This window comes from Bradyrhizobium sp. 192 (assembly GCF_023100965.1).
Lineage (GTDB): Bacteria > Pseudomonadota > Alphaproteobacteria > Rhizobiales > Xanthobacteraceae > Bradyrhizobium > Bradyrhizobium symbiodeficiens.
In genome coordinates this window covers 2114104-2128431 of sequence record NZ_CP064690.1, presented here as the reverse complement: position 1 = coordinate 2128431, position 14328 = coordinate 2114104, and the positions used below count along the sequence as shown (strand labels likewise).

Genomic DNA, 14328 nt, shown 5'->3' with positions numbered 1-14328 from the left:
ATTAGATCACAGGGCTCAGAGCCCCGCCATTATCACGTATTTGATCTCGACATACTCTTCCAAGCCGTGATGCGAACCTTCGCGACCGAGGCCGCTTTCCTTGACGCCGCCGAAGGGCGCGACTTCCGTGGTGATGAGGCCCGTGTTGACGCCGACCATGCCTGATTCAAGTGCTTCGGCGACGCGCCAGACGCGGCCGAGGTCGCGGGAATAGAAGTACGAGGCAAGGCCGAACGGTGAGGCGTTGCACATCGCGATGACGTCCATGGCGGGAATTCGCAGAGCTGAAAGGATCTCGATCGTCTTTTTGAAGCGGAGATCGTCTCCGAAGGCAGCGGGCTGCCGTTCAGAAGAGATGAACGCCTACTGGTTGGGGCTTTGGGATTAGGCCTACAGATGCACAGTTCGCCGCGTCCCAAACAGATATTGCAGCAACGGCGATGTGCGCAAACGAAACATTGCACCTTATCAGAAACAAAGACGAGTTCGTTTCATTGACTGAGCGAAGACCAGTCTTACCTTTTTCAAGGTCAGAGCGAGGTCATCGTACTGCAGTCGAGTGCGGCGGCATCGCTCGCAGAGAACACTCAGTATTCGACTGGGCAGGATCGCGCCAAGTCAGCGATCTCACTCACGCGATCGGCGCGTGGGAGGTGCTGTTCACCGGATCAAAGCAGCGAGGATAGAATGACGCGAAATGCTGGAATTGCTGACAGCTTTATTTCACGGGCAAACATCGTTAAGTGCGCGTCTCGGCTGGGTGCCGAGATTGTGAACGTCAGACTTTCTGCCGAGTCGCCGCAGGACGTTCTCTGCGCGATCCGTCAACTGGTGCGTGACCATAAGGTTCTCTTCTTCCGTGATCAGACGCACCTTGATGAAGTCCAGCACGAGCGCCTGGTGACTGTACTCGCCAGGCTAGGCCAGCAGTCTCCGCTCGGCCGGCCTCCCGCACCGTCGCCGATCACCGAAATTGGTTCAGATGACCATTGGTTTACGAATATCACCTCCCATGTCGATCCAGGACTCTCCGTTCTGCGATCCCTGGCGATCGCGCCCGGCCGTCGCGAGACGGCCTGGTCGAATATGCAAGCTGCATATCTCGACCTTCCGCTACCACTGCGTAAGCTCGCTGATGAGCTGTGGGCTGTTCATAACGATGATTCTCCGGAAACCGGGGACTCGAAAGCCGTCGGGGCAAACACGACGGTTTCGGACCATCCGGTGGTTAGACTCCATCCCGGGACCGGTGAGCGCGTCCTTGCCCTCGCCAACTTCGGAGGCCACTTCGTCGGATTGCAAAGAGATACCGGCCGAAAGCTCTTTGATATGCTGCAGTCCTATATCATTGCACCGGAAAATGCGGTTCGATGGAGCTGGAGAGTCGGAGACCTAGCGATATGGGACAATCGCGCAGCCCAGCACTATCCCATCGATGACGAGCAGAGGGGAGTACCTCTCGACAACTGCAGTCGCGAGCTGTCGCCTCGCGCGAAGTGTCGCCGCAGCGGACAGCGCGGTAACGCACCAAAGCCTCAGGCAGCGAGGGCTGCATGAGCGTGGCCTGCCTAGGACCGCAGACTTAGCTCTCGGATGCCGCGAGCAAGCCGTACTCTCGTGTTAAGACCACTCGCTGCGTATTCAAAAGGAGTCAGGTCTTGTTCCCGCCCGCTCGAGGCCCAAGCCACGAGCACGTGTGAGCATGCTGTGTTTGCTTCACGCGGGGGTGTTCCCCGCAGCAGCCGAACCGGCATCGTTCGCGCGCTCTCATTCCGATCGCCCCAGATGTTCTCTAGGCAGAGAGGGCCGAGCGCGTTGGCTCCGGAACGTTCACTGCGGGCATTGAGGCGGTCGGGAGCGGCTCGAAACCATTCTGGCGCTTGCCGCGCGCCGCCAACATGATGGCAAAGACCATCAGCAGGATCAGAAGACCGCGCATTTCTAAAGGTACCTAAATAGCCCAATGGACGTGTGAAGCGACTCACATCGGCTGAAATCGATATGAGTAGGGCTGCGAAATCACCCGTCAGGTGCCACTCGATACCGGCTTTACGGCGCAAGTCGGCGAACTGGGCCGCAGCCGAGGGGAAAAAATGCAAAGGCTCCTTCACGATAGCAGAAACAATGCGTCAAGTTTGAGTAATGATCTCCAGATCACTTCACTGACGCTCGCGCCGGCCGCTTTCAGGCATTCGAGGGCACTTCACTGTACGATTGTGATCTTGTCTCAGGTGCCTGCTGGAGCTGACAGCTGCGGGCATCGCGTTGCTTTGCTCGAGCCTGCTCGCATTCGTGTTGGTTTAGGGACCCTGATCGAGCCCTTCGCCGCCTCTTGAGTTGGCTGAGTTTCCGGAGGTAGCCTCTCGCATGTCCAATCGGATTTTCACGACGGCTCGAGCGGTGAAGGCGCACCAATGAACCCACGCCGTACGAGGGGACACATCGGGTAGCCCATACTCATTTTGCCGGAAGTATTCGAGAAGTGGGGAGACATTCGGATGCCGTATGTGTTTCGGCATGGAATAAGGGCTCTGACTCATATGTGGAACGGCCCGGGCTGCAAGATCTTTCTCTGGTTGAACAAGGGATGACGGTGCGGTCATATGTTCGGCCTGTGAACGCGGCGCCTGGCCGCTGGCCACGATCATATCCGCGGAAGCAATCGCCCAATCAATTTCTCGCGCTCGAAGCGCAGTGAGTCAGGCGGTCTGATTGCTACCGGGAATGTCGTCATTCGGGGTTCATCCAGATTTGCACCTTGCCTCCTCGGCAGCTTTCGTCTTCCGCCGGAGAGCTCTTGAGATTAGGATTTCAGCATTGCGGCCGCCGCCTGATAGATGCCGCCTCTGACCAGCAAGGCCCAGATCGTGCGCGCAATCTTATTGGCGAGTGCGACCGATACGACCTTGACCGGCCGTCTTTGCAGCATGGTCCGAATCCAGAGTGGGACTTTCAAGCCTCGTTTAGCAAGCTTGATGATAGAGGTCGCACCAACGATCAAGAGCGTCCGTAGTTGCCGATTTCCACGCTTTGATATCGCGCCGAGCCTTTCTTTTCCGCCGCTCGACTGTGCCCTCGGTGTGAGCCCCGTCCAAGCCGCAAAATCTCGTGCAGTCGCAAAATTGCGAGCGTCCAAAACCGATGTCCGAACGGTAGCGGCGAGGAGAGGACCGACGCCCGGAATGCTCATCAGACGCCTTGCATCGGGGTCCTTTCTGACGGCAACCAAAATCTCTCTGTCGAGCTTCTCTATGCGGGTTGTAAGCAGCTCAATCTGTTCAGCGAATAGGATCAGGGCAAAGCGGGCGGCGCCGGGGATCCTATTGTCTTTTTCGTCCCGGAGAAGCACCAGGAGTTTTGCGATGCTTGCCATGCCTGTGCCGGCGATAATGCCCAATTCGGCCATATGAGCACGTAGGGCATTTGCAGTCTGGCTGCGCTGCCTCATCAGCAGCTCTCGCGTCGCAAAATCATGCTGGCCGCTTGTTGTTCGGCAGTCTTCACCGGTACGAACCGCATTGTCGGGCGGGTGACCGCCTCACAAATGGGTTCAGCATCCGCCAGGTCGGTCTTGTTTCGTTTGACGTAAGGCTTCACGTAGGGTGGCGGCATCATGCGGACAGCGTGGCCCAGCGCCGCGATCTCGCGTGCCCAGTGATGGGCACTCGCACAGGCCTCCATACCTACCACGCAAGCTGGAAGGCTCCGAAAGAAGGGCAGAACCTGCGATCGCCGCAATGTGCGACGAACCAAGACTTTCCCGTTTTCGGCGATGCCGTGAACTTGAAAGATCGACTTGGCCAAATCCAAACCCACCGTGATAATCTTCTCCATGGAACGGTCCTTCCTTTGTGGCGCCTCTCTACGCGACCACGTTAGGCACTTTTGATGCCGGTTCGAAGGGCCGTTCCACACCATCATTTCTGATGAAGTTCGCCGGCGACTGTGGTTCTTCAACGCAGGATCGGCGCCATGCGACAGGCTTTCGAATTTCATCGCTCGTACCGAGTGGTTTGGTGTTTGATGGCGTAAGTGATTCAGAGGATTCGGTTATTCTGGCTGTTCGGTCAGAGGCTACGGAGGCCCAGTGCCCTTTGTGCACGACAGCATCGCGCCGAATCCATAACCGTTACATCCGGCACGTGGCCGATTTGCCATCAGCGGGCAGAAAGGTGCGCCTCCGATTGCTCACGCGGCGCTTCACATGTGAGGTGCCGCATTGCCGCCGGCGGATCTTTTCAGAGCGGTTTGGAGAAGACATCGTTCCGCTTCGACGGCGCCGGACGGCACGGCTGGAATACATCGTCCATCACTTGGGGGTGGCGCTGGGCGGCCGGCCGGCGGCAAGCTTCGCCAAGCGGCTCATGCTGCCCGTTAGCAACGATACCTTGCTAGGGGTGGTCCGCCGGCGGCGGCGATGCCGACAGATCCATTGCTTGTTGTGGGCATCGATGACTGGGCGTTCCGGAGAAACCATCGATACGGGACGATCGTGTGCGATTTGGAGCGCCGGCGGATCGTTACCCTGCTGCCCGACCGGCAAACTGCGACCGTTCGGGCGTGGCTATCGAAGCACCCAGCGATCAACATTGTGTCGCGAGATCGCGGTGGTGGATACGGCGAGGCAGCAGCCAAGGCGCTGCCGAACGCCATCCAAGTCGCCGACCGCTGGCATCTGATGGAAAATGGGAGCGCGGCCTTCCTTGATGCGGTGCGCCGCTCCATGAACAGAATCCGAACCGCAATCGGAGCGACGACGATCGCCCCGGAATTGCTGACCTGTGCGGAAAAGCTGCGCTATCAGGGCTATCTGCGGCGCCAGGACAGCCATGCCGTAATTACGGCTCTGGCCAGCGACGGTGTGTCGCTCAAGGAGATCGTCCGCCGCACAGGACATAGTCGCAATCTGGTTCGCCAAATTAGCCGCGGCGGCGGTACGGATATGTTCCGCACCCGTCAAAGCACCCTGGACGGGCATCTGCCGTTCCTGGACACGCAGTGGTCAGGCGGCTGTCGCAACGGTGCCGAGCTCTGGCGCCGCTTGAAGGGACAAGGCTTCAAGGGATCGCTGCGCGTGGTGGCGGAATGGACGACGCGACGGCGGCGTGCCGAGACTATCAGCCATCAACAATTGCAGAAGGTCCCCGCCGCCAGGACGATAGCGCAGCTGATGACGACGAAGCGCGACCACCTAACCAGGGCGGAGACCGTCACGCTTGCGGTCATCGAACAAAACGTTCCTATGCTGGCCGATGCCCAAGGTCTCGTTGGCCGCTTCCACGCGATGATCCGAAGGAAGGCCGAGATCGAGCTCGAACCTTGGATTGAAGAATCCAAGCGGAGCCTCATTGCCTCGTTCGCGAATGGAATCGCCAACGATAAGGGCGCGGTGCACGCCGCTATTACGCAACCATGGTCCAATGGCCAAGTGGAAGCGCAGATCACTAAGCTCAAGCTGGTCAAACGGCAGATGTACGGGCGCGCTAAGCTCTATCTGCTTCAGGCAAGGCTGATTGGCGCGCCATAAAAACAATCACGACCATCGAATATGCGTCAGAGCCAATATTGCAGGCCGAATGACACGAGGGCCTCGCGTGCAACCGGAGCCGGCGCCGGCGAAGCCTCGCGCTCGATCTTCACAAACTGGCGCCGTAGATGCGACCAGCAGAAGGCGAGCGTGCCGGACAGCGCGTCCGCACGCGTCTCTCGGGTCATGGTCTTGTAAACCTGATAGCCGTCGCAGTGGATGATGCCGCGATAGCCTTCGAGCAGCCTCAAGCCATGGATGGCCCCACGGCCCGGCGCATAGGCATAGACCATCCCAGGCGGATCAGGCCCGGCCCAAGGCCGGTCATCGCGCGAGAGCGCCCAGAAGTAGCCGGTTTTGGTCCTGCCGCGCCCCGGATCCAGCACTGGCGCCGGGGTCTCATCGACACAAAGCTTCGCGGAGGCGAGCAAAACCTCGCGCAGACGACCCCACAAGGGCTTCAGCTCCTGGGCAGCATAGCCGACCCAGAAGGCGAGCGTGGAACGATCGATAGCAATTCCGTGGGTCGCCAGCATCTGCGCCTGGCGGTAAAGCGGCAAATGCCAATGATACTTGGCGTCGATCACATGCGCGACGAGCCGCTCGGTCGGCAATCCACCCCTGATCAGTCGCTCGGGAGCAGCGTGCTGGAGAACGACGCCCGGGCAGGCGCGGCAAGCCAGTTTGGGCCGGCGGGTAACGATGACGCGATACTGCGCCGGTACGACGTCCAGCCTCTGGCTCTCATCGCGGCCAATCTCAACGAGATCGCCTTTGCAGGACGGGCAGCAGGTTGCAGCCGGCATCAGCGTTTCGACGATGCGCGGCAAATGCTCCGGCAGCTTGCCACGATTGGCCCTGCGCTCGGCAGCTCTCTTCTCGCGTGTTTTGGGATTGGCGCGGTCCTCGGCTGCTTCGAGAGCCGCGACAGCCTGATCGATATCCTCCAGAACAAGCTGGAGCTGATCAGCGTCAAGCTTTTCCGAGGATCGACCGAACTGCGCGTCTTTTGCAAGCTTGAGCAACCGCTCGAGTCTGGCGCAGCGCTCCAGCAGAGCCGCGGCAAAGGCACGCAACTCGGCTGGATCGCTCGGCAGTTCATCAGGCAAATCACTCATGGGCCCGAGTCTGCCATGCTTCGCGCCCAGATGCAGCGAAGATTTTATTTCCTACGCAAGTGCTTTCGGCTGCGGGATTCGAGGCGCATGCATGCGTGTCCAATCCATGCCGGCCAGAAGCGCCGACAGCTGCGCCGCGTTCATTTGCATGACGCCGTCAACAACCGGCGGCCATTTGAAGCCGCTGCCATCGAGCCGCTTCCAGTACAGCACAAGGCCGCTGCCATCCCAGACCACCATCTTCACACGGTCAGCGCGCTTCGCACGGAAGACCACCGCCACGCCCTTCATCGGATCGTGGCCCAGCGTCTCCTTCGCCAACAGCGCCAGACCATCCGCGCACTTCCTGAAGTCTACAGGTCGGATCGCAACGTAAATCATGAGGCCAGCGGGAGGCGTCAGCATGAACGTGTCCGGCGCAACGCAACAAACACATCACTCAGCACGGCAAGTCCAGGCGTCCCTCGCACCTCAACTCGCCCTGGAGCTCAACCGTCACATCGGCTGCTTCCGGGGATCCGGAGGGCGCGGCAGCCGCCGATGGCGACGATTCCGACACCAACGGCACAAACGACAGTGCACCCGCCGCAGCTGGCAGCACCAGTTGACCTAAACGCGCCCGGCGCCGCCAGTCATGCACCTGCTGTGGCCGGCAGCCATGCCGGCGTGCGATATCTGTTACAACCGCGCCCGGCTCAAGGCTTTCCGCGACAATCCGGGCCTTCAGATCATCCGGCCACTGCTTACGGCCTGCGCCGGCGTACACTTCGATACGCTGTGTCAATGGTCGTCTTATGTCGTCCGAATGGTCGTCGTTGTGAGCACCCTTGCAGAAGATGACTCTTCTAACGGTGCTCCCAAGATCGCGCACAGACAATCTAAAGGGCCGCAGCGCTACGCTTACGCTCTACCCAATTCCGCGCTAGATCTACGAGACCGCGACGGCAAGCGTTGCCAGGCGCTCGGCGGCGGCCAGAAATGCTGGACGCCGACATGGATCAGGCGGTGGGTGCCCCTCATGCACGCCGCCTATGATTCGGCCGACGAACGCCGCTCGACGATTTCAGTAGCAGGCCGATCGCCGAGACAACTGCCGAACGCTGATCGAAATCTTGGCTCCAGAGGTGCGCGCGTTGAACATTGGTCCCGGCACCGATTCCGAAGCCGAGATGGGTCCCTTGGTCACCAAACAGCATCTCCAGGAGGTTCGCGACTATATCGACGCGGGCGCGGCCCAGTGGGCCGAGCTGGCGGTCGATCCGCGCGACTTCAGGTGTCAAGGTTGACAAATTGCTGTTTCATCGGGGACACACTTTTCGAGCGCCTCACGTTCCCGGGCCGCATCGCCGTCGACGGTAAATAGCGCTGTGCCGTTGCAAATTCGTGTCTTCGATAGATCTTCATGTCCGACGATCCGCACATCAAATTCAGGGCGGCATGATAGGCGTCCATGTGCCAGATTTCGGTACCCATAGCATGTCATTCGTTCGGCGGCGGGAAAGGCCGGAAAGCATGTTTGCTCGGCGACCACCATATGCATGGTGCGGAAAGGCATTCGCTTCTACAAACTTGAAGACAATCACGACGGGGCTTACGGGTATTCGGGCCGGCGCCGAATTCGTCCTGACGACGATGGGTGGCTTTTTCGGGCGGCGAAGGATGTCCTCCGCGCGCCTGTGAGCGCGCCCGGAGTACAGCGTGCCGCAACAGCACTCGAGGGCGGCAAGACTTGGCCGAATCAGAGTCGTGTCCGGAATGGGCCTTGGGAGGTCTTTTGGGGCGCACGCGCCCCAAGCGTGGCGTCGGGGCTCACCTGCACCAACATCTTGCCGAAACTATCGCCGCGCAGCATTTCGGCGAAAGCGGCTGGGATGGCCTCCAATCCCTGGCGGATATCCTCGCGGTACTTGATCTTACCCGCATTCACCAGGGGCGCGACATAAGCCAACATCTCATCGTGCTGTGCGGCGAATTCGCTGACCGAGAGGTTTCTGACCCTGACGTCCCGCGCCTTGAAGATTGGTTCGCCCGATTTCATCAGCGCTGCGCGCCTGTCAGTGCCTCCGTCCTCATCGCCGTAGTGTGCGATGAGGCCGCAGATGGTCATTCGCGCGTCCTGATTGAACAGCGGAAGTACCGCCTCGAACACCTTGCCCCCGACATTCTCGAAGTAGACGTCAATGCCGTCTTGGCAAACGGTGGCAAGATCGGCTGACAGAGTGGGCGAAAGGTGGGAGACGCAGACGTGGAAGCCCAATTCCTCGGTCACGAACTTGCCTTTGGCCTCACGGCCAGCGATCCCGATGACCCGCGCGCCCCGTTGCTTGGCGAGCTGCCCGGCGATCTGGCCGACCCCGCCCGAAGCTGCCGAAACCACCACGGTCTCGCTTGGCTCAGGCGAGGCCATCAGGTTCATGCCGGCGTAAGCGGTCAGCCCAAGCATGCCAAGCACGCCGACCGAGTGCGAGATGCGTCCCAGGGACGGATCGAGCTTACGCGGGACCATGTACTCCGGCCGCCAGACACCCTCGCCCATGAGCGCATATTCGGACCAGCCATTGGTGTTGAAGACGAAGTCGCCGGCGGCAAATCCGTTCATGCGGCTCTCGATGACCTGAGAGACGGTGCGTGCATGGCAGGGCGCGCCGGCCGGACCAGTGCGCTCCCGCTGATAGTAGACTTGATAAGGATCGAGAGACACGTAGATGGTCCGGGTCAGCGCCTGCCCCGAAGCGGGCACAGGGACCGCGCCCTGCTTCAGCACGAACGTGTTCTCCTGTGGCCAGCCCGCCAGAGGCTGCTCTGACAAGGTCCAGTATTGATTCCTCATAATTCCTCACTGCTTGTCGGACACGGCGCTGGTTTGTTGAGCTTCACATCCTTCATTGAACCAGCTCCGTCGAATTTAACCAGCCGGGGCAACCGGCTTCTCCGTCTCGCGTAGGAGTTGGTTCACAACCCAACGCTTGACTAAACTGGTCCTCGGATCAGATCGAGCGAAGTTGGCAATTAAGGATTCCCAACAAAACACCTGACTCATAATAACGAGAGTTGATATTAGTTTAGGCGATATTCGATGCCATCGCGCGTTAATCCGGCGCAAATCCCTTCGCCTTGAGGGTATCGAGCGCGGCCCGCGAGGTCTTGCAAGCTGTGATGTTTTTCCGGGATTTGACGTGCACGTGTGGCCTGCCCCGCATCCGTTAACTGGTTCGCGCAACGATCAGCAGGTACTCGGTGCGCAATGCTACAGCGAGATGCTCGGTTACCGCGCGTGAGGCAAAAGGCGCAAAGGAATAGACTGAACTGCACGTGCGAATTGTTGCTGCACATCATGAGCGCCCCGATGACACGCGCAACTGGCCGTCAGCTTGCCCCGAGGGTTGAGGTCGAACTTCGCTTTTTCGACTTGTTTTCAGCGGGCTGATTCAGCCTGACGACAGCCTTCTCGAGGTATCTGCTGGCCCAGAGTATGTCGTTAGCGAGAGCACGGCGCGCGCCTGCGCCATCTCTTTCCGCTAGGCTCGCCAATATCGATCGGTGAGGATGGTCCTTCGCGGTTGCGGATTCGCTGAAATCGTTTAACGTGAGAAGCGGACCCATCTGAACCCACAGGCTTTCGATGAGACCACAAACCACAGGCAAATCTGATGATCTGTAGATCCTGAAATGAAATTCTTCGTTGATTGAGAGCACGGTCTGCACATCGCGCTGCCGTCTAGCGAGCATCAGTTGCTCCTGCATCTTCCCCAACGCGACGACATCGTGCGATGAGATGTTGTTCGCCGCAGCTTCCGCGGCACGTCCCTCCAGCTCGATTCGAATGTCGCGAATCTCCCTGAACCGGGCCACACTCAAGACCGGAACCATCATGGTGCGAGACTGATGTGGAACAAGGCCCCGCTCGGAAGCCAACCGGAGAAGCGCCTCCCTCACAGGCGTGACACTAACTCCAAGTTCCTCGGCCAATGGTTTTAGAAGAAGCCGCTGACCGGGTCTGAAACGACCGCCCATCAGAGCCTTCCGAATCATGAAATATGCTCTCGCGTGTAAGTTGTCACGCCCCACGTGCAGCCGATCTCTTTCGCCTGGCATGAGGAAGGTGGACGGGGAAGCAGAGGACTCTGCGTCTCGAGCTCCTGCCTTTCTCATGTTCTATTCGTTCCTGTCTCGGCGCCGCGCGACCACTCGGGGGCTGCTGCTGTGGGCACGACCGTGTACCACGGCGGCGCTGAGCTACAAAAGCGTAAAGGGGCCGCAGGGGCCCCCTTAACATGTCTGATCGGTGCCGGGCCGGCCGAGCCTCAGGATGGCGCGGTCCAGGGCAACGGAGCCAGGGCCTCAAACTCTGTCACCACGTCAATAACTGCGGGCTTACCGGATCGCCGCGCAGCGTCAAATGCTTTGGGTAAATCACCGGGCTTGTCAACACGCACACCGAAGCAGTCGAAATCGCGCGCGATCTGCGCAAAATCTGTGTCTCGATAGGCAAAGATCTCCTCTTTGTTGCCTTTCCTTCCCTCATAGGCGGTGTCGATGTTTCTTCTGCCCTGTCCGAGGCAATGGTTGTTGTTCACGATCGTGATCACGTTGAGGCCATACCGCCTGGCCGTTTCTAGCTCAGGCAGATGATACATAAAGCCGCCATCGCCTGTTAAGCAGACAACGGGGCGATGTGGCATAGCGCACTGGACGCCGAGCGAAGCAGGAAACGCCCACCCCAAGGAGCCGGCGGCTCGCAGGTATCCCTGAGCCGGGTCGGTGAGATAGACGAGCGTCCCGCTCCAGTGCGATGCGTATCCGGTATCGGCCACCAGCATTGCATTTTTCGGAAGCCAGTCCGAGATCTCTCGGCACAGACGCTCTGGCCTGATCGGCGTCGCCTCGGACGATCGCGCAATGTCTGCTTCCGCCCGCCATTCGGCGACGTAATCGGTGACTTTCCGCTGCCAATCTGCGCGCGAACGGGACAGCAGTTCCGAGTGAAGGCGATCGAGAGCCGCTTTCGGGTCGCCGTGAACACCAATCGCTTCGGGGAAGTTGCGACCAAGCTCCGCCGGATCGATGTCGATCTGTACAATCTGCGTCTCGGGCCTCGGCAGCTTCCAGTGGTTCGTGATCATGTCGCCCGTATCGCTGCCGACGAAGACCACAAGATCCGCGTCGTGCAGGATCTTGTTTGCGCAGCTCCGCGAGTAGGTGCCGGCCACTCCTCCATTTTGCGGATGAAACTCCGCAAGAGCGTGTTTCGCGTCGAGGGACATCACGACTGGAATTCCGTGATGTTCGACGAACGCCTTCAGGGCTCCTTCGGCTCCGGACATCATCAAGCCGGCGCCCGCGAGAATTACAGGTCGCTCCGAAGCCGCGATCGCCGCCGCAGCACGGCTGACCGATGCCGCATCAGGAGAGGGACGGAAAGCCGGCACTTGTGCGAAAGTTTCTTCGGGGAAGATGGCAGCTGTGAATTCGGCGGCGCCAACCATGTCGCCGGTATAACCGGTGATGTCGAGATGGACGGGGCGGGATACGCCGGTTGTCGCCTCTCTGAATGCTTGACGCAGCAGATGGGGCAATTGCGCCACCTCATCCACTCGACCCCTGAACTTCGTGACGGAGGCGTAAAGCGGCTCGTGTGGAAGTTCTTGATACGCGTTTCGGTACTGGTAGGTGGCTGCGTGGCGACCGGTCAACGCGACAACGGGCGAGTAGGCAAACCAGGACTCCTGGAGAGCCGCGGCTAGGTTGGCTGCGCCGACGGATTGCGCCATGCAGACGGCCGGGCGACGCAATGCGCGTGCATAGCCGTCAGCCATATACGCGATTCCCTTTTCGGAGTGCCCGAGGATCCGCTTGATGCCGAGGTCTTCCATCTCCGTGAGCGCCCGCCGCAGAACGGCATCCATGAAGAAGACGTGTGAGATACCCTTGGCCTTGATGGTTTCGGCAATGAAGCGCCCGCCGGTCATGCGACGGGCTGGAACGAGCGCGGGATTAGCCGAAGGCAACTTTAAAGTGTCCATTTCTACCCTGTCGGTTTGTCGAATTAGGCGTGAAAAAAGGCTCACGAGCCGCACCCATCTGTCCACGATGGGTCGCGATAGGTATCTCGCGTTGCGCGATATTTTTATATGATATAAAAAGTCTCGTCAACGCGAGTTCATCCCGGGCCAGCCTCGCGGCGCGCCCAACGGGCTCGTGTGAGAGAAAGCACAAGGAGAGACCATGATCCGCTACGAACTGTCGGGAAAAAGAGCGCTCGTCACCGGTGCAGCGTCAGGCATCGGTTTGGCGACTTTGAAGCGGCTGGCTCAAGCAGGCTGCACGGTTGCGCTGAATCATCTTCCCGAGGATCCAAGGGGGCCCGAAGAGGTTAGCAAGCTCCGCGCGGACGGTTACGACGTGTTCGGAGTCGCTGGCGCCGTAGGTGATGGAAAAGAGGCAGAGCTCGTAAATGCTGCCGTTGATAAGATGGGTGGCCTCGACCTTCTCGTCAACAATGCCGGCACGCCCGGAGCACGGCAATCCATTTCCTCGTCCGAGCTCGACCTTATCACTGACGAGCTGTGGTCGGCGGTGTTGGAGACGAACCTCATCGGGCTTTTCCGATGCACGCGCGCCGCTGCACCGTCGTTGAGACAATCGAAAGGCGCGGTCGTAAGCTTGGCCTCAGTGTCAGCATTGACGTCGAGAGGATCTAGTTTGGCCTACGCGGCAAGCAAGGCCGGTATCATTGCGATCACGCGCCATCTTGCTCAAGGTCTCGCACCAGAGATCCGGATTAACGCGGTAGCGCCGGGGGCGGTTGATAGCACCTGGCAGATCGAGTGGACGGAGGCGCAAAGGCAAAGCTCGATCGAGCGAACTCCTCTGCGGCGCAGATGCGTTCCCGAGGATATTGCCGAAACGATCGTCTATCTCGGCTTTGCAGCGCCCATGATCACAGGACAGATTATCATCATAGATGGTGGTCTGACGCTTTAGTTAAGCCTCAACTCGACCCTGTTACCTGGATCTTGGCGCTACGCACATAATCCGCACGAGATAACGACAAAGCCGCGCGAACCGCGACTTTGTCTCGTTCCGCCTTCTAAAGGAGATCTCATCTAAGGCGTCTGCACGAGCTAGCCATGCTCGGCTGCTGAAGCGCCGAGGACCTGCTCAGCCAGGGCCGCGTCAATGACGGCGCGCAGACCGAGGGGCCGCCGCCCTGGTGCAGGCGCTTTGTGAACATGCCGCCCGGCGCCAAATCATCTTCAGCAAATTACTGTCGCGTCCCGCCGAAACTGCCCCCTCGGGCAGTCGTCGCACCATCTCTAAAATTGAAGTCCCCGCGGGCGAAAGCCTTTCCACATCTCGGTGTCGCCGGTTGACTGGGATGGAACCCACTCCGCTGGAAGTGAGATTGTCGCAGGCTCGTCCCTGGCCAGGGTTGCAACTGGCGCTGTCAGTGTCCGTGTGTTGACCACATCTGCGTTCTAAGTGGGTCTCCAGATCATAGTCGCAGCGCAGCGTGGCCGTATCCAGTTATCGGCGGCTCAGGGTCGAGCCTCAAGTTGCACAACAGAGCCTCCGCCCGGTCAGCCGACGACCCGGAGTCTGCTGGAGACCGGTTATCGCAATGTCCTGTGGTGCCGGACGAGAACGCGTGCGAACGATCTCGTTCTGAGAGCGTGCGCGGGC

At 59.7% G+C, this 14328-nt stretch carries 7 protein-coding genes and 5 pseudogenes; 4 read left to right on the top strand and 8 right to left on the bottom strand.

Annotation, left to right across the window (positions count from 1 at the left end; all coding sequences use genetic code 11):
* Positions 1 to 15 precede the first annotated feature (15 nt).
* Positions 16 to 264: pseudogene (locus IVB24_RS09730) on the bottom strand (aldehyde dehydrogenase family protein); the annotation flags it as partial.
* 423 nt (positions 265 to 687) lie between these two features.
* On the opposite strand from IVB24_RS09730, the gene IVB24_RS09725 reads away from it, so the two are divergent.
* On the top strand, positions 688 to 1557 hold the full coding sequence (locus IVB24_RS09725; protein ID WP_247772770.1) for a TauD/TfdA family dioxygenase: 870 nt from the start codon (positions 688 to 690) through the stop codon (positions 1555 to 1557).
* A gap of 1246 nt (positions 1558 to 2803) precedes the next feature.
* On the opposite strand, the pseudogene IVB24_RS09720 reads toward IVB24_RS09725, so the two are convergent.
* Positions 2804 to 3834, bottom strand: a pseudogene (locus IVB24_RS09720) (IS110 family transposase).
* Between the two features lie 92 nt (positions 3835 to 3926).
* Here IVB24_RS09720 and IVB24_RS09715 point away from each other — a divergent pair.
* Positions 3927 to 5527: pseudogene (locus IVB24_RS09715) on the top strand (ISL3 family transposase).
* Positions 5528 to 5583: 56 nt separating this feature from the next.
* On the opposite strand, the pseudogene IVB24_RS09710 reads toward IVB24_RS09715, so the two are convergent.
* The 3 genes and pseudogenes from IVB24_RS09710 to IVB24_RS09700 all read right to left on the bottom strand — a co-directional run.
* A pseudogene (locus tag IVB24_RS09710) lies at positions 5584 to 6645 on the bottom strand (IS66 family transposase); the annotation flags it as partial.
* A 51-nt stretch (positions 6646 to 6696) separates the two neighbouring features.
* Positions 6697 to 7050: an IS66 family insertion sequence element accessory protein TnpB gene (gene tnpB / locus IVB24_RS09705; protein ID WP_247772769.1), complete on the bottom strand. Its 354-nt coding sequence runs from the start codon at positions 7048 to 7050 to the stop codon at positions 6697 to 6699.
* Between the two features lie 187 nt (positions 7051 to 7237).
* Positions 7238 to 7441: pseudogene (locus IVB24_RS09700) on the bottom strand (transposase); the annotation flags it as partial.
* Positions 7442 to 7778: 337 nt separating this feature from the next.
* Here IVB24_RS09700 and IVB24_RS09695 point away from each other — a divergent pair.
* A complete protein-coding gene (locus tag IVB24_RS09695; protein WP_247772768.1) occupies positions 7779 to 7931 on the top strand; it encodes an aldehyde dehydrogenase family protein in 153 nt (50 codons plus the stop codon).
* Positions 7932 to 8383: 452 nt separating this feature from the next.
* On the opposite strand, the gene IVB24_RS09685 is transcribed toward IVB24_RS09695, so the two are convergent.
* The 3 genes from IVB24_RS09685 to IVB24_RS09675 all read right to left on the bottom strand — a co-directional run bounded on the left by IVB24_RS09685 (position 8384) and on the right by IVB24_RS09675 (position 12614).
* A complete protein-coding gene (locus IVB24_RS09685; protein WP_247772767.1) occupies positions 8384 to 9409 on the bottom strand; it encodes an NADP-dependent oxidoreductase in 1026 nt (341 codons plus the stop codon).
* Between the two features lie 602 nt (positions 9410 to 10011).
* Positions 10012 to 10518: an FCD domain-containing protein gene (locus IVB24_RS09680; protein WP_247772766.1), complete on the bottom strand. Its 507-nt coding sequence runs from the start codon at positions 10516 to 10518 to the stop codon at positions 10012 to 10014.
* A 431-nt stretch (positions 10519 to 10949) separates the two neighbouring features.
* Positions 10950 to 12614 carry a thiamine pyrophosphate-binding protein gene (locus tag IVB24_RS09675; protein ID WP_247772765.1) on the bottom strand — a complete coding sequence of 555 codons (1665 nt, stop codon included), beginning with the start codon at positions 12612 to 12614 and terminating at the stop codon, positions 10950 to 10952.
* A gap of 256 nt (positions 12615 to 12870) precedes the next feature.
* Here IVB24_RS09675 and IVB24_RS09670 point away from each other — a divergent pair, with 256 nt between their 5' ends.
* Positions 12871 to 13629: an SDR family oxidoreductase gene (locus tag IVB24_RS09670; RefSeq protein ID WP_247772764.1), complete on the top strand. Its 759-nt coding sequence runs from the start codon at positions 12871 to 12873 to the stop codon at positions 13627 to 13629.
* Positions 13630 to 14328 lie beyond the last annotated feature (699 nt).